The 24,978-nt window shown below is 54.6% G+C and carries 23 protein-coding genes; 13 read left to right on the top strand and 10 right to left on the bottom strand.

Annotated elements, in window-relative coordinates:
- The first annotated feature begins 321 nt into the window (after positions 1-321).
- The 3 genes from P8A25_RS12430 (at position 322) to P8A25_RS12440 (ending at position 2,014) form a co-directional block, all read left to right on the top strand.
- Positions 322-849: an ankyrin repeat domain-containing protein gene (locus P8A25_RS12430; protein ID WP_215443410.1), complete on the top strand. Its 528-nt coding sequence runs from the start codon at positions 322-324 to the stop codon at positions 847-849.
- Between the two features lie 171 nt (positions 850-1,020).
- The gene (locus P8A25_RS12435; RefSeq protein ID WP_215458430.1) at positions 1,021-1,578 is read left to right on the top strand and encodes a hypothetical protein; all 558 of its coding nucleotides are present in this window, start codon (positions 1,021-1,023) and stop codon (positions 1,576-1,578) included.
- Positions 1,579-1,759: 181 nt separating this feature from the next.
- Complete coding sequence (locus tag P8A25_RS12440) at positions 1,760-2,014, top strand: RHS repeat domain-containing protein (protein WP_180976158.1); 255 nt, start codon at positions 1,760-1,762, stop codon at positions 2,012-2,014.
- Positions 2,015-2,018: 4 nt separating this feature from the next.
- Here the strand turns inward: P8A25_RS12440 and P8A25_RS12445 are convergent, their stop codons facing one another.
- On the bottom strand, positions 2,019-2,429 hold the full coding sequence (locus P8A25_RS12445; RefSeq protein ID WP_404838718.1) for a hypothetical protein: 411 nt from the start codon (positions 2,427-2,429) through the stop codon (positions 2,019-2,021).
- Positions 2,430-2,568: 139 nt separating this feature from the next.
- Between P8A25_RS12445 and P8A25_RS12450 the strand changes: the two genes are divergently transcribed.
- The 3 genes from P8A25_RS12450 (at position 2,569) to P8A25_RS12460 (ending at position 4,908) form a co-directional block, all read left to right on the top strand.
- Positions 2,569-3,009, top strand: a complete 441-nt coding sequence (locus P8A25_RS12450) for a hypothetical protein (protein WP_215443416.1) — start codon at positions 2,569-2,571, stop codon at positions 3,007-3,009.
- A gap of 305 nt (positions 3,010-3,314) precedes the next feature.
- Entirely contained in the window at positions 3,315-4,247 is a 933-nt protein-coding gene (locus P8A25_RS12455) for a hypothetical protein (protein WP_215443418.1), read from the top strand.
- Between the two features lie 61 nt (positions 4,248-4,308).
- On the top strand, positions 4,309-4,908 hold the full coding sequence (locus tag P8A25_RS12460) for a hypothetical protein (RefSeq protein ID WP_404838719.1): 600 nt from the start codon (positions 4,309-4,311) through the stop codon (positions 4,906-4,908).
- A 617-nt stretch (positions 4,909-5,525) separates the two neighbouring features.
- Here the strand turns inward: P8A25_RS12460 and P8A25_RS12465 are convergent.
- Complete coding sequence (locus P8A25_RS12465; protein ID WP_215443421.1) at positions 5,526-6,089, bottom strand: cob(I)yrinic acid a,c-diamide adenosyltransferase; 564 nt, start codon at positions 6,087-6,089, stop codon at positions 5,526-5,528.
- Between the two features lie 244 nt (positions 6,090-6,333).
- Between P8A25_RS12465 and P8A25_RS12470 the strand changes: the two genes are divergently transcribed.
- Positions 6,334-7,566, top strand: coding sequence for an MFS transporter (locus P8A25_RS12470; protein WP_215443423.1), 1,233 nt, complete (start codon positions 6,334-6,336; stop codon positions 7,564-7,566).
- Between the two features lie 11 nt (positions 7,567-7,577).
- Here the strand turns inward: P8A25_RS12470 and P8A25_RS12475 are convergent, their stop codons facing one another.
- Positions 7,578-8,495, bottom strand: a complete 918-nt coding sequence (locus P8A25_RS12475; RefSeq protein ID WP_102722236.1) for a LysR family transcriptional regulator — start codon at positions 8,493-8,495, stop codon at positions 7,578-7,580.
- 129 nt (positions 8,496-8,624) lie between these two features.
- Here P8A25_RS12475 and P8A25_RS12480 point away from each other — a divergent pair, with 129 nt between their 5' ends.
- Complete coding sequence (locus P8A25_RS12480) at positions 8,625-9,740, top strand: RtcB family protein (RefSeq protein WP_215443425.1); 1,116 nt, start codon at positions 8,625-8,627, stop codon at positions 9,738-9,740.
- 74 nt (positions 9,741-9,814) lie between these two features.
- Here the strand turns inward: P8A25_RS12480 and P8A25_RS12485 are convergent, their stop codons facing one another.
- Positions 9,815-12,007, bottom strand: a complete 2,193-nt coding sequence (locus P8A25_RS12485) for a M60 family metallopeptidase (RefSeq protein WP_404838720.1) — start codon at positions 12,005-12,007, stop codon at positions 9,815-9,817.
- Positions 12,008-12,225: 218 nt separating this feature from the next.
- On the opposite strand from P8A25_RS12485, the gene P8A25_RS12490 reads away from it, so the two are divergent.
- Together P8A25_RS12490 and msrB are read left to right on the top strand one after the other, a co-directional pair.
- Positions 12,226-12,726: a hypothetical protein gene (locus P8A25_RS12490; protein WP_146019992.1), complete on the top strand. Its 501-nt coding sequence runs from the start codon at positions 12,226-12,228 to the stop codon at positions 12,724-12,726.
- Between the two features lie 130 nt (positions 12,727-12,856).
- Complete coding sequence (gene msrB / locus P8A25_RS12495; protein WP_022396797.1) at positions 12,857-13,984, top strand: peptide-methionine (R)-S-oxide reductase MsrB; 1,128 nt, start codon at positions 12,857-12,859, stop codon at positions 13,982-13,984.
- Between the two features lie 250 nt (positions 13,985-14,234).
- On the opposite strand, the gene P8A25_RS12500 is transcribed toward msrB, so the two are convergent.
- The 4 genes from P8A25_RS12500 to P8A25_RS12515 form a co-directional block, all read right to left on the bottom strand.
- A complete protein-coding gene (locus P8A25_RS12500; RefSeq protein WP_146017807.1) occupies positions 14,235-14,462 on the bottom strand; it encodes a hypothetical protein in 228 nt (75 codons plus the stop codon).
- Positions 14,463-14,606: 144 nt separating this feature from the next.
- Positions 14,607-15,182 carry a L,D-transpeptidase gene (locus tag P8A25_RS12505; RefSeq protein WP_022396798.1) on the bottom strand — a complete coding sequence of 192 codons (576 nt, stop codon included), beginning with the start codon at positions 15,180-15,182 and terminating at the stop codon, positions 14,607-14,609.
- Positions 15,183-15,298: 116 nt separating this feature from the next.
- Positions 15,299-15,637: a DUF2752 domain-containing protein gene (locus P8A25_RS12510; RefSeq protein WP_022396799.1), complete on the bottom strand. Its 339-nt coding sequence runs from the start codon at positions 15,635-15,637 to the stop codon at positions 15,299-15,301.
- 71 nt (positions 15,638-15,708) lie between these two features.
- Positions 15,709-15,915 carry a hypothetical protein gene (locus P8A25_RS12515; protein ID WP_022396800.1) on the bottom strand — a complete coding sequence of 69 codons (207 nt, stop codon included), beginning with the start codon at positions 15,913-15,915 and terminating at the stop codon, positions 15,709-15,711.
- A 317-nt stretch (positions 15,916-16,232) separates the two neighbouring features.
- On the opposite strand from P8A25_RS12515, the gene acnA reads away from it, so the two are divergent.
- The 3 genes from acnA (at position 16,233) to P8A25_RS12530 (ending at position 20,790) form a co-directional block, all read left to right on the top strand.
- Complete coding sequence (gene acnA, locus P8A25_RS12520; RefSeq protein ID WP_215443431.1) at positions 16,233-18,986, top strand: aconitate hydratase AcnA; 2,754 nt, start codon at positions 16,233-16,235, stop codon at positions 18,984-18,986.
- Between the two features lie 189 nt (positions 18,987-19,175).
- On the top strand, positions 19,176-19,841 hold the full coding sequence (locus P8A25_RS12525) for an N-acetylmuramoyl-L-alanine amidase family protein (protein WP_022396802.1): 666 nt from the start codon (positions 19,176-19,178) through the stop codon (positions 19,839-19,841).
- An 85-nt stretch (positions 19,842-19,926) separates the two neighbouring features.
- Positions 19,927-20,790, top strand: a complete 864-nt coding sequence (locus tag P8A25_RS12530) for an aldo/keto reductase (RefSeq protein ID WP_251841025.1) — start codon at positions 19,927-19,929, stop codon at positions 20,788-20,790.
- 27 nt (positions 20,791-20,817) lie between these two features.
- Here the strand turns inward: P8A25_RS12530 and P8A25_RS12535 are convergent, their stop codons facing one another.
- Together P8A25_RS12535 and topB are read right to left on the bottom strand one after the other, a co-directional pair.
- Entirely contained in the window at positions 20,818-21,990 is a 1,173-nt protein-coding gene (locus P8A25_RS12535; protein ID WP_215443433.1) for a hypothetical protein, read from the bottom strand.
- 332 nt (positions 21,991-22,322) lie between these two features.
- Positions 22,323-24,956 (bottom strand): DNA topoisomerase III, encoded by a 2,634-nt coding sequence (gene topB / locus P8A25_RS12540; RefSeq protein WP_215443435.1) that lies wholly within the window; start codon positions 24,954-24,956, stop codon positions 22,323-22,325.
- Positions 24,957-24,978: the final 22 nt, after the last annotated feature.

Consider the following 24,978-nt stretch of genomic DNA (forward strand, 5'->3'; position numbering starts at 1 on the left):
TCAAAATAGGTGGGAAGAGCGTCATCTCTCAGATCCAAACCACTACTACTCACAATTTCTAAGGTCTTTCTTCATTCAGCCCCCACAGAATATGATTTCTCTGTTTGATTCTATACTGAAGCAAGATACTTCCATAGACTTTTACGGAGATCAAAGTATGTTGAGCCAGATTTCAACTCAACATACTTTGATCTATATATGGTTCTTGTTCTTCCCATAGGAATTATACGTATTAACGTTAAAAAAATAAATTTATCTATTTTATTAATATTAAAAATTAAGGAAATATGAGAGATTATAATTTTTTATAGGTTGTTTAACATGAAAACTAATATTATATTCCCTTCGGTTATTTTAGCATTAAACTTATTAGGATCTTGTACATTCATAACTCACAAAAAAGAAAAAACAAGAAATCCCTATATTCCACCTTATTATCTACATTATAATACTCCTGTCTACATTGTAGGAAAAGATATGATCAAAAATTCATTAAAATCATACTTGGATTTATCGTCAAACATGATTCCCCAACCAAATCTTAATCCATATGATAAAAAATGGAATGGAAGTGAAACAGCTCTTATGCTGGCGGCAGCTATCGGGGATATTGATACCATGAAGAAATTACTCGAATTAGGGGCTGATATTAATGTTGCTTCAAATGAAATGAAGCTACCCTCTATGACTTTTCCCTACAAAGAAACTGCTTTACATTATGCTGCTCGTACAGGACAAATAAGCGCCTACAATTTTCTGATTAGACAAGGAGCTAACCAGAAATTGAAAAATACTGACGGAAAAACAGCCAAGCAATTACTGAAGGCTACAGGGGAAAATAACTACTAATGCTTGTGTAGAAGAAAACGATACATGGGCCTCACTAACCAGGCGTATCGTTAGAAGCTATAGAAATATCAAAATGGGTTAGAGGTTATACACCTCAACCCAAGACTGATTTTGCATGCCCATGGTAACGAAGATGGAGGCTTCCTCAAGTACCTCAACTACCCTAACGGCATGGTCCGCTGCAATACCTACCATCCCAGGCTCAACCTCGTAACCGCCATCGGTTACAGGAAGGGAACGGATGGAGAATTGGCAGCCGGCCACGAATACGACTATGACGCGCTGATGCGTCCCACTCAACGCCGGGACTCCTGGGATGCTGCCACACCTGCAACCACCAGAAACTTCACCCACAGCAGCCGCAGCGAGCTGGTCGAAGACCGGCTCAGCCGGGGAGGAAGCTTTATCTATTCCTACGACAACATCGGCAACCGCAAAACCATCCGTGAACTGGAGGAAGCCCTCTCCTACGAATCCAACCCGCTCAACCAGTACGCGGATATTGCCGAGGGAGAAGAAGATTTTACCCCCGTTTACGACGCCGACGGCAACCAGACCCGCATCATGACCTCAACAGGCATCTGGGAAGTGATCTACGACGCCAACGACCGACCCGTCGTCTTCACCAGCCAGGATGGCCGGACTGCTATCACCTGCGGCTACGACTACCGGGGACGGCGCTTTGAGAAGAAAGTGGTCATCAATGGAACAGTATCCAGCCACTCCTGATTCCTGTACCGGGACTACCTACAGGTAGCCGAACTGGATTTAAGGCATCCTGAACCTGTGCTGGTAAAGAGCTACCTGTGGGATCCAACGGAACCGACGGCAACGCGCGTCCTGATGATGACATGCTGGCAGGAAAACGGAATGAAAGTAAAAGAGCATCTCTACTTCAATGCACGATGCCTTGAAGAATGTCACTTCCATCTTCGACGGTCAGCAGAAACAACAAGCCCGCTACGAGTATGCTCCCTTCGGAAGTCCTATTGCGGAAGAAGGGGACATGGCCCGGGAGAACAAGTTCAGGTTTTCCTGCGAGTTCTCGGACGACGAACTGGGACTTGTCTACTATAATTATCGGCACCTCAATCCCGCAGACGGCAGGTGGATTAACAGAGATCTCATTCAGGAACAGGGGGATGGGATTTGTGTGGGTTTATAAAAAATCATATTCGGACAAATATTAATTTTTTAGGAATGGTGAGTTCCTCTCCTTTAGATCCAGCTTTTATTTCTCCTCCCATACCAGATAGAGTTGGCCAGAGCAGAGGCATCAAACTTTCGTATTTTGCTTGTAAAAGAAAGTTAGATAAATTAGGAGATAAAGCTATTAAGGCACTTTTAGCAGGAAAAGTTACACATGTTCCTTCAGATTTTAAACCGAATTCAGAATGTGAAGAATCCTGCCAATGCCTCCGTAGTTTAATTATTATTATGCATGGAGAAGAACCCTGGATTAGAAAAATGATATAAATGTAAGAGCGCATTGGGGGGGGGGGGAGGTTCTTAACTGAAAATACAAATAAGACAAAAATATCCGACATGTTTAAAAAAATTAATTTTTGTTCATCTTGCAAACTTGAAATACGAGCATGTTATTTGGACTCATCACCGTATTTAAAAAACCGGCTTGAACAGAATACAGAATGTGAAGTGACTTTATACGAAGGTAAAGTTAAAGCATTTTTCCCATTACTTTAATTTAAATTCAAAAAAATGAAAAAATTAATAAGATTTTTTATTTTCATCATCGCTGGGTTAATTATTCTTACTTGTACTAATTATGGATACACGGTATGGAGTATCCATCATTGGAAAAATGTACTGGAACAATCAAACTTTGAGCAATTAAAAAATGAATATGCAAAATACTATTACCAAGTTGAAGGGCCACCTGCAGAACAGTTGATCATCTACCAACAAAAACAATTGCTCCCCAATATTTTTCATCATGATCTAGTTATCATGAAAAGCAGCCTCTCCGGCATAAAAATATATACCGGTGCTAGACTTAAATCTACTTCACGTGATACCATAAAGGAAAAATTAAAAATCTACCAGGAAGACGAATTTAAAGAAGGAGAAAATGTTTCCTCCGTTGGTGAAGTATTCTCATCCAGCCTTAAACTGGCAGGATTTAAAGAAGACGGACATTAAAACCATTTGATAAACTTTTTACTTTTGTGTTTATAAAAAACAGAAACTATATAATTTATCAGCATTTCGCCTGCCATCTGACCTGCTTCGTCTTGTAGAGCTTTTAGGTGACAGTGTCCGAGGATTCAATGAGCACGTGGCATTGTGACAATATATGCATATGCTTCCCTTATCAGAGAACTCGTCTCTGTCTCCCACAATGACGATACGACGGCATGGGAGTTTACCTACAACCATCTGGGGCAGATGACCTCCGTCAGGGACGCTTTGGTATCAGAGAATTCTCCAATGATGCTTACGGTAACATGGCCCAGGAAGCTTCCTTTGGGCTGAGCCGTAGCAATACTTCCCATCCCAGGCTCAACCTCGTAACCGCCATCGGTTACAGAAAGGGGGCGGACGGCGAACTGGCGGCCTGCCATGAATACCAATACGACGCCCTGATGCGTCCCATCCAGCGGCGGGATTCCTGGGATACGGGGGCACCTGTCACAGTAAGGGATTTTACCTACAACAGACGATGCGAGCTGGTTGAAGACAGGATCAGCCTGGGAGGAAGCTTCAGCTACCGATACGACAACATCGGCAACCGCAAAACCGCCCGGGAACTGGAGGAAGCCTTCTCCTACGAATCCAACCAACTCAACCAGTATGCGGAGATTGCCGGGGGAGGAGGAGATTTTACCCCCGTCTACGATGCCGACGGCAACCAGACCCGCATCAGGACCTCAACGGGCATCTGGGAAATCTCCTACGACGCTAACAACCGCCCCGTCGTCTTCACCAGCCAGGATGGCCGGACTGCTATCACTTGTGGCTACGACTACCAGGGATGGCGCTTCGAGAAGAAGGTCACCGTCAATGGGGCAGTATCCGGCCATTGCTGGTACCTGTACCGGGACTATTTGCAGGTAGCTGAGCTGGATTTGATACATCCTGAACCTGTGCTGGTAAAGAGCTATTTGTGGGATCCGACGGAATCGGGAGCAACACGTATCCTGACGATGACATGCTGGCAGGAAAACGGAATGAAAGTAAAAGAGCATCTCTGCTTCATGCACGATGCCTTGAAGAATGTCACTTCCATCTTCGACGAGCAGCAGAAGCAAAAAATACGCTACGGGTATGCTCCCTTCGGAAGTCTCATCACGGAAGATGGGGCTTTATCACGTCTTCACCGTCAGAAAATTTCAAAAGAATTTGATATTAAAGGAAGTATGGAAATAGAATATTGTTGAAAAAAGGTGATTCATCAGATAATATAATTTATAAAATTAAACTAATATCCAAGAAAAAGAAATGAAAGTAATACTCGTTCCTCTGCTAGCTATGAGCACGTTTACAACTGCATGCAAAGAACATACCATAAATTCAAAAGAAAAATTGGAAGAACCTGCTAAGCATATTAGGGAAACAGTGACCATATTAAGCTCTCATCCAGAGCTTCATCATTTCCCCGCTTCCTCCAAAATTTGGATTGATAAAGAATTAGCATCCTTGGAGGAAAGCAATATAAGTTCAAGACGGCTAGGATATTCCATACGGACTAAGCATCCTGAAATCAAAGAAAAGGTGAAAGGAGTTTTTGCACATTCTATTGATCGCATCTTGCCATCCAAGAAAAATATTGAATTGAATACAATTCAAAAAAATCATCATCCCACAGAGAATATCAGCCATGTCTTAAAAAGAATTAATTCCGTATATAACTCTCTGAATTATTCAGTTATTAATCCGGAAGATATAGAAGCCTGGTGGCAGGATACAGATTGGAAAGAAAAAGAAGGACTTCCCTATGATCATTATTACATCACCGCCCTCATTCTGAAGAACGGCCATACATTGTTTATTTTTGATCGGCGTCCTGTACTGACTGAAGATGAAATTCGTTATTGGTAATCTTGAAAAATCCCATAGAGACAATCTAAATAGATAAATTATTTTTTGAAATAATTACGCCAAATGCTACAAATATTTTCAAAGATCTAAGTAATTCACCTTCAAGGAAGCATATTCAAGGCATACATAATCGCACAATTTGATTTTTCTTTACTCCAAACCCTTAATCCTATTAACAATACCCTGATTTTATTCTACATCTTCTTAATGGAGTTATAGCAATTAATATGCTTGGAAAAAATAATATGTTAAAAAAATTACACAACAGGGAAAAATCGAATCTCGAAAAAATCAAAAAAATCTCCCATTCAACAACGGGTGCAATAAAAATAATTCCAAATGAATAATGTTAAGAGTTAGTTCATATTTTTCAAACGGAATTATTTCCTTTAATCTTGTGGAAATCGCTCTCTTTGTTTTACTTTTTCCGAATTCTTGATGAATAGCGCCAGCCTTTCATTGTTGCCATCCAAATTCCCTCGATGACTGATAAAAACGGCCTTACAAGATTACCCTATATAGTTCCGTTTCAGAATAAAAGGGGGGTTCCGGCATAAGGCTGTTCAAAAATGGAAGAAGCCTCCATAGTCTCTCAAAGCAAAAATCATGATGAGGCATTATCTTTGATCTTCTTTCTTTTCTTTCGCATCCAGCGCTTCAAAGCGGGCCAGAACCCAGCAAAGATCGGAAAGGCGGTTCAGGAAGAGGGCCGTGTTCACGTTGCTCAAGGCATTGTCCAGCCTCAGTGCCACTACCCGGCGTTCCGCGCGGCGGCAGACGGACCGGGCCAGGTCCAGATAGGCGGAACCCAGTGACCCCTCCTTGCCGGGGCGTGCCCACCCCTTGAAGCGGATGTCGCATTCCTTCTCCAGCAGATGGGCCTGTTCCTCCAACCATGCTACGTCCTCCGCCGTAATGCGGGCATAACCCTTGGCGTCATACTTGGGCAAATCCTCCTCCAGCGTAGCCAGTTCCCCCATGGCCCCCACCAGGCGCGCCTGAACGCCGTCCAGCATTTCCACCGTCCGGGGGCTTACTCCGGAATGGCGCACTACGCCAATCAGGGAATTCAATTCATCCACCGTTCCATAAGCTTCAATGCGCGGGGCCGTCTTGGGGCTCCGTTTGCCGAACATCAGGTCCGTTTCTCCGCTGTCTCCACGCTTGGTGATCACGCTCATACCCCGTACCCTACCATGCCTGCGCGGCCCTGCACGCAAAAAAGAAGGCATCCCACCTCGCCAACGGCGCAAATTCGATGTTCCGGACAGCCGTCCATCCGCTGGCCCTGTTTCCAGTACCCGACCACCCGGGGATTTTGTCCATTGCGGTTAAAATATCTTGTGCCATTCCTTTCCAGGGCAGGAACTGCGCCATGACACGTCAACCGTTTGAAACTTTTTCCGATGGCTGTACAACCCCTGCATGACCCGGACCAGAGATGAATTGGCGGCGGAAACCGCACCGCCCGTCAAAGTGCCTCTCTGGACGCGGGACTACGTCCTGGCCTGTTGCGCCAACCTGATGATGGGGCTGGCCTTCTTCGAACTGGTGCCCGTTCTCCCGCTGTACCTGACGGGGCAGTTGCAGGTTTCCTCCGGCTGGCTGGGCTGGATCATGTCCATTTACGTGCTAGCCGCCATCATTTCCCGCCCCTGGTTCGCGCACCGGGTGGATACCGGGGACCGCAAGAAGATTTACATCACGGTTTATATCCTGCTGGCCCTGTCCTTTTCAGGGTATGCCGTGGCCGCCACCGCCCTGGCGTTTTTCCTGACGCGCTTCGTGCAGGGCTTGATCTGGGGCGGCATGACCACCTCCGGTCCGACGATGGCCGTGGATATCATCCCCCCTTCCCGCCGCGGGGAGGGCCTAGGCTTTTTCGGCATGACGATGACGCTGGGCATGTGCCTGGGACCCGTCATCGGCCTCCAGGTATACCAGCAGTACGGTTTTTACGTGATTACGTGGAGCTCCCTGGTCCTGTGCCTGGCTGGGGCGGGCATCGCCTCCCTCATCCGCGCCCCCAGGCGCCCCGTTCAGGAGTCCGTGCATGAAACGCCCAAAAAGGTGCTGGACCGCCTGGTGCTGCGCGTGGGCATTCCACTGGCGGTGAATGTGATGATCGCCTCTTTCTCCTACGGCGTTGTGGCCGTGTATTCCGCCCTGTACGGGAAAATGTACGGTTTCAAGTATGCCGGGCTGTTTTATGCGCTGATGGGGCTGGGCATGCTGGTCTCCCGGTTCATGGTGGGCCGGCAGATCGACCGCGGGCGCGTGGCGGAACTTTCCGTCATCTCGCTGGGCATCCTGACTGTCAGCTTCGGCGCGCTGGCGTTTGCGCCGCTGGAATGGGTCTATTATACCTCCGCCATCCTCATCGGCTTCGGCTTCGGCATCTTCATCCCCACCTTCCAGACCATGAAGCTGAACATGGCGGACCGCGGCCACCGGGGCGCCGTCAATTCCACGTTTTTCACGGCTTTTGACATCGGGGTGGGCACGGGCATGTTTTTCGGGGGCAAGATTTACGCTTACCTGAACCTGAACTGGGCCTTCGGCGCAGGCGCGCTGCTGAATCTGCTGGCGATCGTGTACTTCTACCGCATTTCCCTGGACCACTACCGGAAGAACAAGCTTGGCGTGGATTCGGATTGATTTCTCTTCTGCTATTCCCGTTCCGGAGCGGAAAAAACGTCAATCACGCGCCGGGCGGAAGGCCTCACGCGCAGCAGGCGGGGATTCCAGGCCAGGGAAATACTGCGGGACAGCCTGTCCAGCGCAGGATGGGTGACCTTGACGAATCCCCCGCCCAGCTCCGCCTCCGCCATGCAGGGGAGAACCGCCATGAACGCCCCGCTTTTCAGCATGCGCGCCGCAAAGGGAAAGGACTGCGTTTCACACTGCACCCGCAGCCTGATGCCGAATTCCGCGCAATTCCGTTTCAGCGAGGCATGGAAGCCGGAACCGCTCCCCAGCGTAGCCAGGGGGAACATGCCCAGCAGGCGTGAAAAATCCTCCTCCCTTCCCCGCACCTTTTTTCCGGCCAGGGCCGCGGGCACGTACAGCGCATAATCCATGGAGCAGATGGCCCGGCTTTCCAGCCCTTCCGCCGCCAGCGCGCTGGTGCGCACGATGCCGAAGTCCACATCCATGTTCTGAAGCTTGAGGGGAATTTCACTGTTGCGGATGTTCTCCAGTGCAAAGAGCCACGGCAGGCCGCGCTGCTGGATGTCCGCAAGCACGGGAGCAACCACCCACGCGTGGAGGCTGTCTCCGGCGCCGATGGTGAACCGGTAGGGCAGGTTCCGGCTCCGGCTTTTGAAATCGTCCAGCAGGCACAGGCTTTCGCTGGCCAGGCGCACCAGTTCCCATCCGGACCTGGTAAGCGCCAGCACTTTCCCGCGGCGGGCCGCCAGCTCCACGCCGAAGAATTCCTCCAGTTCCTTGATCTGGCGGGAATACAGGCTTTGCCGTGCGCTGTCCCCGCGCGCGGCGGCGGCAATGCTCCCCGCCTTGGCCACTTCTATCAGGGTTTTCAGGCGGTCCAGGGACAGCCCCCGTTCTGCGAAAAGGTGCTCAAACATAACTTTAAAGTCATATTATATGAATACTTGCATAATGCAAGAGTCAGTAAATGCGCTATGGTAACGGAGTCACAGGGCGCAGCGCCGCTTTCCGCGGCCCCCGCCCTTCAACCAAAAGAAAATAAAACCATGATCACCATCGACGGAAAATACACGGAAGCCCGCGTGTTCACGGATGAACTGGAAGACCTGGCCCGCACCCAGATCAGGGACGTCTGCAACCACCCCGCCTTTGAAGGAAGCCGGGTGCGCATCATGCCGGACGTGCATGCCGGAGCCGGCTGCGTCATCGGCTTCACCGCTGAACTGAAAACGGACAAGGTGATTCCCAACCTGATCGGCGTGGACATCGGCTGCGGAGTGCTTACGGCCAGGCTGGCCGGTCTGCCGGATTTCTCCCGGTTTGACGAACGCCTGCGCGAACGCGTCCCGTTCGGCTGGAACACCCGTTCCGCCGTCCACCAGGCCCTGCTGGATGATCCGGAACTGGATGATGAAATCTCCCGCATCTGCGTGGATGTGCTGAGAACGGAGAAAGACAGGCACCGCCGTTCCGTGGGGTCCCTGGGCGGCGGCAACCACTTCATTGAAATAGCACAGGGAACGGAAGACGCCTTTCTGTGCATCCACTCCGGTTCCCGCAACTTCGGCTTGAAGATTGCGGAGCGCTACCAGAAGATCGCCGTGGCCACTTGCCCGGACGCCTATCTCAAGGAACGCAAGAAAGGCCTTTGCTACCTGCAGGGAGAAGATACGCTGAACTACATGCGGGACATGAAGGTGGCCCAGCGCTTCGCCGCCCTGAACCGCCGCGTGATGCTGCATGAGCTGCTGGACGATGCCGCGGACCTGGAAATCTTCGACACCGTGCACAACTACATTGCGGAAGACAACGTCATCCGCAAGGGGGCCGTCCGGGCCGGACTTGGAGAAAAGCTCATCGTTCCCCTGAACATGCGGGACGGCTCCGTCATCTGCACCGGCAGAGGTAATGAGGAATTCAATTCCTCCTCCCCGCACGGCGCAGGCCGCAGCATGTCCCGCAAAAAGGCAAAAGCCAACCTTTCCCTGGAGGAATTCGAGGCTTCCATGCAGGGCATTTTCTCCACCTGCGTCTCCCGCGCTACGCTGGATGAAGCGCCGATGGCCTACAAGGATGGAGAAAGCGTGCTGGGCAACATCCATGAAACGGCGGAAATCGTGGAACGCATCAGGCCCGTGTACAACTTCAAGGCGCCCGAATAACAGGACGCCCCAACGCCCGGCCCCTTCCGGAAAAGATTTTCCGGAAGGGGCTTTCGCTAATCTCCGGAACCAGGTCAGGAGCGCGTGGCGGAATAAATCAGCTTATAGGGTTCCGCAGTCTGAATCGGAATGGCGTACACCTTGGAGGTATCATTCCATTCCACGCCGGAAACGTCAAACTTCTGGCGGTCATAATAACCCACCACCTTTCCGTTGGTCACTACGCAGAAAGCGGCCGCATTCTCCCCATTCCGCACGATAATCATGCTGTCCTTTTTGGAGGCGCTCACGGACGGGCTGAGCTTCGCGTTCTGCTTGTATTTGGTCCAATACCCGTTGAGCTGGGAACCATGCAGGTTCTGTCCCCACAAATCGACCGTTTTCCCATGCTGGTGCAGGAAGGCGATGCGGGATTTCGGCTTGGGATACCGCCTGGCGGCGATCCGGGCCTTGGAGGCGCGGGCCATTTCCTCCGTCATCTTGAAGCTGTATTCCCCATACTGGTTCCCTTTGTGGTCAATCGGGACGAACCAATTGAAAATTTCAAAGTCATCAGTAAAGTCCGTCCTGCTGACATTGCAGATGCGTTCATACAGGGCCAGATGGGCCTCGGAAACCTCATACGCCTGCCTGGAAAGCGGCTTGCGGCGCAATGATTCAAACAGCGCAGGGTAAAATTCCGGGTTGATGCCCAGCTTATGGAAATACAGGTAGAAGGAATATTGGGCAAAACCCCACTTGGCCCAGCCGTTCAGATCATGGAACGGCAGGCCCTTTACCGCCTCTGACAGCAGGTACTTGCACGGGTTTTCCATGTCGGAGGCCAGTTCATTGCCGTTAATGGGGTTGGTCACCTGGTCCAGGATCAACTGGGCGAAGAAGTTATTGGAGCTTTCAGACATGCTGCGCCAGTTGAACGGATGCTGGTAGCAGTGGCCGACTTCATGCCCGAATCCCCAGAGGCGGTTCCCCTGAAGAACGCCGGGGGCGAGCACTTCATTTTTCAGCGTATTTCCCTGATCCCCGACGCTGTAGCCGCAGTAATACCAGGTGGCGAACATATGGGCTCCGCCTTCTACGGAAACTCCAAGCTGCCGATTGTTATGCGGCTGGGGATATTTGTCAAAGCCCATGATTTTCCACATGGCCCTGACGCTCTCATCCCATACCCTGACGGATTTCGTGATGGAATCCGGGCTGTAAGCCTTCAGATATTCCGTGTGAAGGATCATCATGGAATACCGCCCCACGATGTCGAACATGCTGTGGGGGGCCTTGCCGATCATCCGCTTCCAGTCCTTGTCCGTGTGCCTCGTCACGTCAAAATATCCGTTCACCGTCCCGCTGCCCACGGGGATGTGCACCTTCACAGGCTTCTTGGGCGTGCTGATATCGGTGTGGTACATCACATAAAGCAATCCCGAACGGTTGATTTTGATTTTGTTTACTCCTTCATTCAGGGGATAGGTGGAAGATTCGATTCCCGCCGGGGAAACGGAAGCCAGACCAATATCCTCTCCATGAGTGGGACCCACGAATACAAGGATTTCATCTCCTTTCTCCGCAGCAATTCCGGTGGGATTGTCAAATTTGTTCAGGGCGTTGATATTTCTCACCTTGGCGGCAAACTCCGGATGGCTGTAAGCCTTATAGGACGCAATGCGGAATTCCTTGTCTTCATAGGCGCCGGATTTCACTTTCCGCGCAATGAGCTGCAAAAACTCCGGCAGCGCCTTGAGGTCTGCCAGGGTGCACCTGGGATTGATGGAGGAACAGCTCGTGTCTCTGAACACTTTCAGCAATTGCCGGTTGAGCGTGGATTCCGCCTTTTTGTAAAAACTGATCTCCCGTACGGTAAACGCCGGGGAAGCTCCTTCAGGGTAATCAACCTCCACCTTGATTTTCTGAACTTTCTGAAGAGGGTTTTTAAACCTGATCATTTTGGAGCCGCCTATATCAAACTTTCCAAGGTTCTTCCACGACGAGCCGGACATGGCGGACACGGAAACTTCATTGAAATTGGCTCCGGAAAAGGTGATGTAATGAATGGTGTCCGGCACTTCAAATACAAATTCCCCCTCCACATGCCGCGCTCCGGGAACATGCCAGTTGGCGGATTCCAGAGAACCGTCCACAGCCTGCTTTACGGAATGGCCTCCTGAGTAGGGGGACTGAGGGGAAGAAGCCTCCCTTACTTGAAGAGGGATGTCCTCCGGAACGTCCAGTGAAGGATATTTTTCCGCAAGGGACAAATTCGCGGCAAACATTAAAAAAATGAAAAATAAAAAAAACGGAGATAAAATCAGCTCTCTTTTCATAAATAGTACTGGGCCCTGATGATACTATACATGATTTCCAGCGTGCGTTTTTCATGTTATCCCTGTGATGGCGCAAAATCCCCTGATGTAAGGACGGGATTTTTCCTCTGCTCCACGGTCCAATTCTTTCATGGACCCCCACGGAACATTATGCCATGTTATCCTTCATGAACGGAAGACGGTCCCGTCATCAATCAGGAAGCAAGCCGGGCAAATGGATTGCCGTCCTGGCCGTTCCCCTCTTTCTCCTGGGCACGGGACTGTTCTCCTTTTTGTGGAACGTTCCGTTGAATACGCTGAGAGCCGCTTATTCCGCCACAGCGCCTCCCGCAATTCTTATCAGGAAAGCTTCTTCCCCGGAAAATCATCCCATGGCCCTGGACTCCTCCTTCCTGGCCGGCATCCAGCCCTTCCTGGAACATTATGCGGGGTCCGTCAGCAATGCCGGGCGCCTTGACTTCACCACCCATGACCCGCAGGAAGTGGAAATACGGATGGACGGGCTCTCCATCGGCCTGAGCCCTTCCCTGGCGGTTTTCAATTTCCACACCAGGTACGGGTTCAGCATGCAGACGAGCAGAAAACCGGACGCTGCCGACCGGGCGGTTTACCAGTGGCTGAAAAACATGATGCAACCGGAAGAGCCGGAGGAATCGGGGGGACGTTGACACAGGCATCGAACGGAACAGGCTCGGCGTTGTCTAATCCTTCATCTTTCCGGAAAAGCTGTGGAACGGCAGGTTCTTCAGCCAAGGGAGCAACTGCACCCGCACCGGAAGACGACCCCATACAGCGTTTATGAAACGTATTTACCACGGACCATGGACCCTGGCCGGACTGGCATGCGCCATTCTGGCCGCAGTAGCCATGCTTTCCCTGTTCTCCTGCGGAGAAAACGGACAGGCAGGCAACAAAAACAGACATCATATGGACAACAAGGATTTAAAAACGATTTATCTGGCAGGAGGCTGTTTCTGGGGAGTGGAAAAGTACTTCTCCCTGATTCACGGAGTCAAGGAAACGGAAGTGGGGTATGCCAACGGTTCCACTGCCTCCCCCACGTATGAGGAAGTCTGCAGCGGACGCACGGGCCACGCGGAAACGGTAAAAGTGGTATTTGATCCGGAAGAACTCAGCCTCCCGTTCCTGCTGGAACAATACTATTCCATCATTGATCCCGTTTCCGTCAACAAGCAGGGAAACGACAGGGGAGTTCAATACCGCACGGGCATTTATTATACGGATGAGAAGGACAAGCCGATTATAGAAGCCTCCCTGAAACGGCTCCAGCAGCACTTCAAGCAGCCCGTGGCGATTGAAGTTCAACCCCTGCGTCAATTTTCACGGGCGGAAAAATACCACCAGCGCTATCTGGACAACAACCCCGGCGGCTACTGCCATATTCCGCCCGGCAAGTTCCAGGAGGCGGCCCAGGCCAGGGAAGCCGCACCCGTCTACCGGAAAAAACCGGATGACGAGCTGCGCCGCAGCCTGACGCCCGAGCAATTTGCAGTTACGCGGAACAATGCGACGGAACCTCCCTTCCGCAACGAATATTTCAATAACGACAAGCCCGGCATTTATGTGGACGTTACGACGGGGGAACCCCTGTTTCTTTCCACGGACAAGTTTGATTCCGGCTGCGGCTGGCCCAGCTTCTCCCGGCCCATCAAGGAAGAACTGATTCAGGAAAAACAGGATCTTTCCCACGGCATGCGCCGTACGGAAGTCCGCAGCAAAACGGGGGACGCCCATCTGGGGCACGTCTTCACGGACGGCCCGAAGGACCGCGGCGGCCTGCGCTACTGCATCAACAGCGCTTCCCTGAAATTCATTCCTGAACAGGATATGGAAGCGCAGGGGTATGGAAAATACCTGCCCCAGCTTCGCCGGGAGGCAGCGGACAGAAAATCCGCGGAAAAGTAGCTTATGGAAAAAACGGAAGGTGAACCTCACCTATCCATCAATCCGTTAAAAATCAGGAGGACGAAGTGTGGCCGGATAAAGAACCGGCTCTCGGCTCCATGCAAGATTCCATGCGCACTTATGCCGTAAGACGGGAGACAGGAAACAAAGATGCTGAATGCGGCGTCCCATGCATAAGAGATTCCGGAAAGGGATAAAAGTAGTACTCCGGAAGAAGATTCATGAGGGCTCCTTCCCGGGCCGCAGGCAGTCAATCAATTCCGGTACGCCTGCGTTTGAAAAAAACACCCTCCATCCATGCCGCTGCCGATGAATGGAGAGTGGGCAATCGGCAGCAGGCCATGGAGGATTTGGGTTGTTGGGGCAATACGACTTGCAGCAAATGCCGTTTATCTTCATGCCGTTCATTGAAATAGCGACGGCCAGGCGCGTTTTGTGTTAAAAAAATGAGTTTTTTATTTTCAACGCTTTCATCCATCTATTGAAATCGTCCCGATTCTTTGACCATGAACATATCATAAAAATAAAAACCATTTTCTGCCAGCGCCGGATTCCCCTCACCTGCCACAGGAGGGAGGCAAGGAGCTCTTCTCCGCCAACGGTATCCGGCTTCTCCTCCGCGTCACTGCACGATCGTGACGGGAGTACCTACTTTAACGGTCTTGAAAAGCGGCACACAGGAGGAGCGGGTCATGCGGATGCATCCATGTGACTGGGGCGTCTGGAAAACGGGTCCCACGTGCATGCCGATGCCGCTGTCCGTCAGCCGCATGAAATAGGGCATGGAGGCATCATATAAGTTGGAGACGTGGTGCACCGCCTTTTCCGTAATGCGGAAATGGCCCACGGGCGTGCGGTGGGAAGCGGTCCCCAGACAGACGGGAAAATCCATGGCTACTTCATCCCCCACCATCAGCTGGCCCCTCTGGCTTCCGCGGCTGATCACCACCCGCGTATTGCCGGGAGTGGCTTTTTTCATAATGTCCTGGTTCATCCACTCGTCATGCACCTCCGTATAATCCACCCCGGCCACCACCACTCTCGTATTCGGCCCGTAAGAAGTCATGGGCATGGTCGTAGGCACGGTCAGGGGCACCATGCGCAAATTCTCTTCCTGCGGCCCTGAACAGGCTGCCAGCGCCAGCGCTCCCGCTGCCGCTCCTGCAATAATTGATAAGGTTTTTTTCGCGTTCATCATCTTTAACCCTTTCAGAGGGTTGGACAATGCCGCAAACTTATTTTCAATGTTTCATGACGCACTCTATCAAAATTCCGGCATGCACGCAAAAGGCGGAAACCGGAAAAAAGCGGCCGTCACGACAGCGGAATATTGCGCGCCACGGTAAACAGGGCAAGTACGGCCACGCCGGCGGTCAGCACCCTCAGGAATACGGTCTTGTCCCTGATGAAAAACAGCGTTCCCAGCCAGATGAGCGTGGGAACCAGCAGCACGTTGTACCGCAGGGAATCAAGCCAATGGCCATGAAGCAGGGCATGCAGGGCCCTGGTGGAACCGCAGCCGTAGCAAAGATAACCCGTGGTTTTATAGAAAAGGCACTCCGGCAGCCAGCCGGACCGGGAAGGGTCATCCACCAGCAGGAGCACCGCGCATGCCGCAGCCAGCAGCGCCAGATACAGGAAAAACAGTTTCATTCCATGAAAAAGGCCTGCGGATCTTCGGTTCTCCGCAAGCCTTGGATTCACGAGCCTGGTGAAGCCTTTTATCAGTTGCGCCAGGCAGTCCAGCCGCCGACCAGCATCAGGACGATGCTGAGAATCACGGCAATAAGGCTCATCGTCTTGCCGTTGCTCTTGTCGGGATATTTGTTGAGGCCTATGATGCCCAGAATGAGGCCTACGAGGCTGCATAAAACGGCAAAGACGAGGGCACAAATGGCAAGCGTATTGTTTGGTCTTTCTAACTCAGACATATTCTTTAATCCAGTTTGATTTTTATTGGGGTGCGCATAGCAGGATGCCAGACGCAAATCCTTGCCATCTAAACAAAATGCCGTGCTTCTACAAGTTTTTCCTGGTTCTGTTGTCAGTTCCTGCGCGTCTTACAGGCAAAAACGCTGGAAAAAACCGGCAGCACGCGTGCAAAAAGGAATTTCCACGCTTGCGGGAGAGGGGGAAAAATCCTCCCCCCGTCACACAGAGTCCTTGCCTTATCATATTTGGCCTGTATAGTACCCGCGACTGCCAGGAGGGCAGCCGCCTGTTTACAGTTAACCCTCTATTCCGCATCATGACCAAGATTGCCAAGAGCACGTTCACCACGGGAACCGGAACCCCGGGACAGTTTTATTCACTGCCAGCCCTGTCGGAAAACGGCTATCCCCGCCTGAACCGTCTTCCCGTTTCCATCCGGATCGTTCTGGAATCCCTGCTCCGCAATTGCGACGGCCTGAAGGTAACGGAAAAGGATGTGGACAACCTGGCTTCCTGGAACGCCAAAAATCCCGGTTCCTATGAAATCCCGTTTACGGTGGCCCGCATCGTCCTCCAGGACCTGACAGGCGTTCCGCTGCTGGTGGACCTGGCCGCCATGCGCTCCGCCGTGGCCGGACTGGGAAAAGACGCTTCCGTCATTGAACCGCTGGTTCCCGTGGACCTGGTGGTGGACCACTCCGTCCAGGTGGACTGGGCAGGCCGCACGGACGCCCTGGAAAAGAACCTGGACATCGAGTTCCAGCGCAATGCGGAACGCTACGAATTCCTCAAATGGGGCCAGCAGGCTTTCCAGACCTTTTCCGTAGTGCCCCCTTCCGTGGGCATTGTCCACCAGGTGAATCTGGAATACCTGGCGCAGGGCGTCATGGAAAAGGACGGCGTTTATTTCCCGGATACCCTGGTAGGGACGGACTCCCACACCACGATGATCAACGGCATCGGCGTCGTGGGCTGGGGCGTGGGCGGCATTGAAGCGGAAGCCGGCATGCTCGGCCAGCCGGTCACCTTCCTGGTGCCGGAAGTAGTGGGCGTCCACATGACGGGGGAACTCCGTGAAGGAGTGACCGCCACGGACCTGGCGCTCCATGTCACCCAGATGCTGCGCAGCCACGGCGTGGTAGGCAAATTTGTGGAATTCTTCGGGGAAGGAGCGGCGGCCCTCCCGCTGGCGGACCGCGCCACCGTAGCGAACATGGCCCCGGAATACGGCGCCACCATGGGCTTCTTCCCCATGGACGAACGCTGCTCCGACTACCTGCGCCAGACAGGCAGGAGCGAGGAAGCCATCGCCACGTACGAAAACTATTTCAAGGCCCAGGACCTGTGGGGAATGCCCCGCAATGGAGAACTGGACTACACGGTTCAGCTGGAACTGGACCTGTCCACCGTGGAACCCGCCGTTTCCGGACCCAGGCGCCCGCAGGACCACATCCGCCTGGCCTCCATCAAGGACAGCTTCCGCAAGCTCGCCGGCATGCCCGCGGCGGAAGGCGGTTACGGCAAAAAGGAATCCCCGGCGGTCAAGGTCACCATGCACTCTCCGGCTGGCGTTCCCGTTCCGGTGGAAGGCTTCAGCCAGGAGGCGGAATTGAAAGACGGCAGCATCCTCATCGCCGCCATCACCTCCTGCACCAACACCTCCAATCCGGGCCTGATGCTCGCCGCCGGGCTGCTCGCCAAAAAAGCGGTCGCGCTGGGCCTGCAAGTGCCGCCGCACGTAAAAACGTCCATTGCGCCGGGCTCCCGCATCGCTTCAGACTACTTTGCGGCCAACCAGCTCCAGGAATCCCTGGACGCCCTGGGCTTTGAAACCGTCGGCTACGGCTGCACCACCTGCATCGGCAACTCCGGACCGCTGAATCCGGAACTGGAACAGGCGGTCAGGAACAATGACATCGTGGCCGCCTCCGTCCTCTCCGGCAACCGCAACTTTGAAGCGCGCATCCATCCTTCCATCAAAACCAACTTCCTGATGTCCCCTCCGCTGGTCGTCGCCTTCGCGCTGGCCGGACGCGTGGACATCGACTTCCAGACGGAACCGCTGGGCATGGACCGCAGCGGGAAGCCCGTCTTCCTGAAAGACCTCTGGCCCAGCTCCGGGGAAATCGCGGAAGCCGTCGCCAAATCCCGCAATCCGGAAGCGTACCGGGAACTATACACCATCACGCCGGACAAAAATCCTCGCTGGGCCGCCGTGTATGCGCCGGAGGGCTCCGTCTTCCAGTGGAATGAAAACTCCACCTACATCCAGGACCCGCCCTTCTTCTGCGGCTTCAACGGCCAGCCCCGCACGCTGGCGGACATCCGGGACGCCCGCCCCCTGGGCATCTTTGGCGACTCCGTGACTACGGACCATATCTCCCCCGCCGGAGCCATCCGGGAAACGGGCCCCGCCGGGCTGTACCTGCAAGGCATGGGGGTGGACAGAAAAGACTTCAACTCCTTCGGCTCCCGCCGCGGCAACGACCGCGTGATGACCCGCGGCACCTTCGCCAACGTCCGCATCAAAAACCTGATGGTGGACGGCACGGAAGGCGGCTATACGCTGTACTTCGGCAACCGCTCCATTCCCGCCCCGGACAAGAAAATAACCCCTGCCGCCGGAACCCCCGCCTTCATCTATGATGCAGCCATGGCCTACGCGCAGGACGGTGTTCCGCTCATCGTCATCGGCGGAGAAGACTACGGCATGGGCTCCTCCCGCGACTGGGCGGCCAAGGGCACGAACCTGCTGGGCGTCAAGGCCGTCATCACCAAGAGCTTTGAACGCATCCACCGTTCCAACCTCATCGGCATGGGCGTGCTGCCCCTCAACTTCGCCGACAAGGCGGACTATGACCGCATCGCCCCGTTGAAGGACGCCACCTTCTCCATCCTGGGGCTGGACAACGGCATCGCCCCGCGCCAGCAGGTCACGCTGCGCGTGCAGCCCGCAGACGCGGAGGCGTTTGACGTGCCCGTCATCGTCCGCATTGATACGCCCATTGAAAAGGAATACTACCTGGCGGGCGGCATCCTGCAATACGTCCTCACTCAAATCCTCAAATAACGCGGCTTGGCCGGGCTTTTCCGGCGCCGCATCCTTTCCAGACGGGCCGCCCTTCCCCCGCAGGCGCGGCCCGTCTGGCGCCTTCCTCTCCGGGCGCACCCGCAGCTCCATGACACGGCTTGATTAGTTCACTTGAACTAATTCCAAATTCTGCTTGCAATCCTTCCGGGCTGTTTCTAGAACAAACACATGGAATATAGATCTGTCTGGACGGGCTTTCTTGCCGTATTCGCCGCCCTGGCGTTCTGCAGCTGCTCGCAGAACGATAAAATGAGACCGCCGGCCGTCTCCTTCAAAATTCAAAAAGCCCCGGTAGTCCCCCGCACGTCCAACCAGATGGGCCGTGAGGTGGGCATCCGCGTCTCCTACATGCCCAAAAGCACGTATGCCCGCAGGCATGCGGCCTCCATGCGCCCCCGCTTCATCACCATCCATAGCACCGCCAACCCCAAGGGAGACGCCAACGCCCATTCCCGCTACCTGAACAGCGGCAAATCCCGCAGCCTGAACTGGCACTTCACGGTGGACCAGTTCGGCGCGTACCAGCACATTCCCACGACGGAAACGGGCCACCACGCGGACCACTCCGGCCCGGGCGACCAATACTCCGTAGCCATTGAAATGTGCGAATGCACCACGCACAATCCCGTCGTCATCTACAACAAGACAGCCAAGCTGGCGGCCCTGCTGATGATGCGCTACAACGTCCCCCTGCGCAACGTGGTGCCCCACAACTACTGGTCCGGCAAGAACTGCCCCGCCCCGCTGATGACCAACGGCCGCCCCGGCTATAAATGGAGCTGGTTCATCTCCCGCGTGGACTATTACTACCGCTGCCTCCAGGCCGGGAAATAATCCCTCCCCCTTTCTGCCGCGCATGCCGCACTCATGACAAGGCGTTCTCTTTACCGTTTCCGGCGGAGGGTGCTTCATGAAGAGTATGAAAATCATCACTTCCCCCGGAGATACGCAGCGGCTGAGCAACGGCCTCCCCATTCCCGGCATCGGTTACGGAACCTACCTGGCCCCGGACGACACGTCGGGAACCCGGAGCATTCTTGACGCGCTGGAAGCAGGCTACCGCCTCATTGACACAGCCAGCGTATACGGCAATGAAAAAACGGTGGGGCGCGCCGTCAGGGAAAGCTCCATTCCGCGGGAGGAAATCTTCATCACCAGCAAAGTCTGGAACACGGACCAGGGTTATGAAAGCACCCTGAGCGCTTTTGACGCCTCCCTGAACCGCCTCGGAACGGATTATCTGGACCTGTACCTGATCCACTGGCCCATCCCCGCCGGATATGAGAAGGACTACAGAGAGCTGAACAGGGAAACCTGGAAAGCCATGGAGCGCCTTTACAAGGAGGGCCAGGCAAGGGCCATCGGCGTCAGCAACTTCCTTCCCCGCCATTTGGAAGCCCTGATGGAACAAGCCGATACCATCCCCATGGTGAACCAGCTGGAAATCAATCCCAGGTACCACCAGACGGAAGCGGTCGCCTTCTGCCGGGAACACGGCATTCTGGTGGAATCATGGGGCCCCCTGGCCCGCGGAGGCGTCCTGGAGGAACCCGTCCTGCGCCGCATCGCGGACAAGCATAAAAAATCCGTAGCCCAGATATGCATCCGCTGGGAACTCCAGCGCGGCATCGTGCCCCTCCCCAAATCCGTGCATGCGGACAGAATCAAAGCCAACCTGGACATTTTCGGCTTCTCCCTGGACGGAGAAGACATGGCCCTTATTGACACGCTGGACGCCCCCGGGCACTACTCCATTCACCCGGACCATCTTTCCGAGGAGTAATCTTTCCAGAAAAGATTCAAGGACGGACTATTCCCTCCGCTTCCTGGCGGATTCCACCAGGCGTTGACGGGCTTCCTGCCTGGCACGGAATGCCTGTTCGCGTTTTCTTTCCTCCGCCAGCGCCGCTTTCTTTTCGGAATCACGGAGTTTCCCGTAAAGCAGCGGGTTCATGGCGGCCTCGTCCTCCGGGCCTTCATGGTGGTACACGGGCAGCCCGTCCGCGGCCAGCGCCACATGGTAGTAACGGCCGTCCTCCCTGGAGTCCCGGCCTTTTTTGTCCAGGCGGGAAAGAATCACGGCATACCCCAGCCCCGGAGCGTTCATCAGCTTCCGCTGGTCGTCAAACAGGGCGGCAACGCGCATGTTGTCGTAGTCCAGCTTCATGATGCCGCAGACCATTTTGCCCTCCGTATTCCAGTACATCACCAGCTTCTTTTTTCCCAGGGAATTGGGCTTGCACGTTTCATAGGCTCCCTTGACGGGGCGGCTTTCCATGGACAGGGAGTAGTCCGCATTGCTGTAGGATTTTGTCTCCCTTGCGGCGAGTCGTTCGCCCGGAGGAAGCAGGGAGGAAACGGGAGCGCGCATTTCCGTCCGTTCCTCAGGCATGTATTTGGAGGGAATGAGGAGACCTTTTCCGGTATCGTAATAGGCGTAAAGGCTTCCCTGGTCCAGAACCATGTCAAAGTTTTTCTGCCCCCTCCCGCTTTCCGGGCGCGCCTGCGGGCGGCAATATTCCTGGATTCGGAACGGAGGGCCCTTGATGGCGGAAAGGGAGGTGGTACAGACCAGCCCGTCCACCTTCCTGGTTCCCGCCAAGGTTCTGGTGGGGTTTTTCCGGGCCGCTTCATTATACCGGGGAGTGATGTCTTTTTCCACCGGCGTCCACGTTGTTTTTTCCAGCTCCTTCATCAGGAACGGCCAGAGCATCGCGGCCAGCTTCAGGTCCCGGCGCGCCGCCGTGCCCGTCAGGGAAGCCGCCAGCGCCGCGTCTTCCTCATCCAGGCGGTTCAGCGGAATTTCCACACGTTTCCGCCCCGTTTTAAGCGCCAATCTGGAACCCGTGCAGGATTGAAAACTGCCTTTTATCACGTCTCCGAGCTTGGATATCCATTCCCGTTCGCCCGGAAAGGCATATTCATCAGCCGGCGCACAAACCGCGCCGCACCATACCAGCACAGCAAGCAGAAGGAGTTTCATCGTCAGGGACACAGGGTTGCGACTGCAACCCTAACAACAGGGCCGGCCGGATAAAAGCTTTTAATTGACCGCCGCTGCATCGGGAACCCGGAACAAGAAAGGGGAAAACGGCCTCATCACATGTCATCCGGAGGCCATGCAGGGCCGATAAGGGCCGGAAGGCCCTTTTTCCCGGGCGGGAGACCGTGACAAACCGGGGGGAATTGGAAGAAGCAGGGGAAACTGAATTTGGCTTGCCCGGGAGTGAGGGGCTCCCGCCCCTCATCATTCCCTCCAATCAGCGGCCTCATGCCACCCTGACCGCGCATCCGGAGAAAATCCTTGGACCGCAGTTATTGCTTCTTCCCTTTTTTAGGAGCCGCCTCTGCCGTTTTAGCGCTTCTTCCCGCGCCTTTCCCGGCAGTTTTGGGCGTCCTGGCCGTTTTGGAAGCCGGAGCTTTTTCCTTGTCTTCCGACTTGGCCGCAGCTTTTTTAGCCGGATATTTCTTTTCCCGGGGCGGGAATTCAAAGCCGATCTTGCCCGTCTTCGCATTGAAGACCAGATAAGCGTCAAACGGACGCTTGGTGCGCTGGGAGATGAAGCCCTTCATCAGGTCGGACTTTCCTTCCGCCAGAATCTTCAACACCTGGTCCAGCGGGATTTCACGGCCCAGGATGGTACGGGAAACGGAGACGGCGGCATTTTCCTTTCCAATGGCCAGGGAAGGGACTTTCCAGGCCTTGGCCGTTTCCATCACATCGTGTTCCCCCATGTCCGGGATGGTGACGGAGGCCACTTTCACGGCTTCCTCCGTCCCGGCGGCTTCATCCTCCTCCCGTGCCGGGAAGTAGAGCGTGGCGCGGAACTTGTCGTTGAGCTCCAGCCCCGCTTCAAAGGGTTTGCCGAACCGGGAGGTGAATCCGTGGAGGATTCCCGTCTTGCCGTCCACAATGAGGGTTTTCAGCTCTTCATCCGTCATGTCGCGGCCGGAGATGACCTTGCGGATGCTGAACTTGCAGGAACGGCAGGAAACGGCGTCCAGCGTGTTTTTCAGGCCGTGGGCATGGCAGGACGGGCAGTCCAGTTCCATTTCCGGCAGTTCCACCTGCTGCTGGGCTTCCCGGAAATCTTTCACCCTCTTCACGATTTCCCCGGTCAGAGTCTTGATGCCTTCCATGAAGGAGTCCCTCGGCAGGGCGGCCTGCTCCATCTGCTTGAGCTTGTATTCCCATTCCCCGGTGAGGCTGGGGGAGGTAAGCGTTTTCAGCCCGATGCGTTCCAGCAGGGCGATCAGTTCAATCCCGCGGCGCGTCGCCAGAAGCTCGCGGCCGTCACGGACAATGTATTCCTGGGAAATCAGGCCTTCAATGATGGAGGCGCGGGTGGCGGGGGTGCCCAGGCCGCGTTCGCTCATGGCGGCGGCCAGTTCTTCGTCATGCACCAGCTTTCCGGCGCCTTCCATGGCGGCCAGCAGCGTGGCTTCATTATACCGTGCGGGCGGCTTGGTCATGGCGTTGCGGATTTCAATTTCACGCACGGCAGCCTGTTCCCCGTCATGGACGGGCACCAGTTCTTCCTTGGAGGAACTGCCCGCCTTGCGTCCGTAGACGGCCTGCCAGCCCGGTTCCACCAGCACGCGGCCCGTGGTGAGGAAGGCGTCCGTCACGCCGCCCTGGTGGGCAATGAGCGTGGTTCTGCGCGTGTCCTCAAACACGGCGGGGGGGAAAAAGACGGCCAGGAAGCGGGCCATGACCATTTCAAAGAGTTTCTGCGCGTCTCCGGTGAGCTTTTCCATCTTGCCGGTCGGGATGATGGCGAAGTGGTCGCTTACCTTTTTCGTGTCAAACACGCGCCGGTTGGGCTTGATGCGCTTGTTGTCCAGGATGTCCTTCGCAAAAGTGGCGAATTCCGGGTCCTGCTCCGCCACCGTGCCCACGATGCCGTAGACCTTGCCCAGATAGTCCTCCGGCAGGTAGCGGGAGTCCGTACGGGGATAGGTGAGCACCTTGTGCTTTTCATAGCACTCCTGGGCCAGCTGCAGCGTGCGCTTGGCGGAAAAGCCGTAGCGGTTGGCGGCTTCCCTCTGGAGGGAGGTCAGGTCATACAACAGCGGGGCGATGGTTGTGACGGGTTTCTTTTCCTCCGTCACCGTGCCGGATTTGCCGCGGCAGCGGTCGCGGATGACGGTCGCCTGTTCCGGGTCCCAGATGCGTTCCGCGCGGGACTGCGGGTTGTCGTCCTTTTTCCAGTCCCGGTCAATCCAGCGGCCGGAGTAGGAGCCGGACTGCACGCCGAATTCCGCCCACACTTCCGAATAGGGCACCGGTTCAAACGCCTGGATTTCCAGTTCCCTCTGCGTCAGAATGGCCAGCGTGGGAGTCTGCACGCGTCCGGCGGGGGTGACGTTGAAGCCTCCGCGGGATTGCAGGATGGTAAGGGCGCGGGTGCTGTTCAGGCCCACCAGCCAGTCTGATTCGGAACGGCACACGGCGGCGTTCGTCAGGGGCTGCATGTCGGTCTCGCTCCGCATGCTGTGCCACGCATTCAGGATGGCTTCATCCGTCATGGACTGCATCCACAGGCGGCGCGCAGGCTTGGTCCATTTTCCGTAACGCACCAGGTTGTGGAAAATGAGCTCCCCTTCGCGCCCGGCATCGCATGCGTTGACGATTTCCGTCACATCCTTGCTTTTGGCGAGCTGGAGAACCTTTTTCAGGCGGTCTTCCGACTGTTTGATGGGTTCCAGTTCAAACGTCCTGGGGATGACGGGCAGATAGTCGAACTTCCATGGCAGGGACTTGCCGCCCTCCGTCATGGGCTTCTTCTGTTCCAGCAGGTGGCCCACGGCGGACGTGATGATGGCCCGGTCATTCTGGTAAAACGCGCCGGATTTGTCCCGGGTGAATTTCCCAAGCTCCTTGCCGAGGACTCTCGCCAGATCAGTGGCGACGCTCGGCTTTTCTGCTATAATTAACGTTTTGGACATATCGGCGGCTCGGAAAAATAGA

Origin of the sequence: Akkermansia sp. BCRC 18949, from assembly GCF_045011645.1 — a bacterium.
Classification (GTDB): Bacteria; Verrucomicrobiota; Verrucomicrobiia; order Verrucomicrobiales; family Akkermansiaceae; genus Akkermansia; species Akkermansia massiliensis.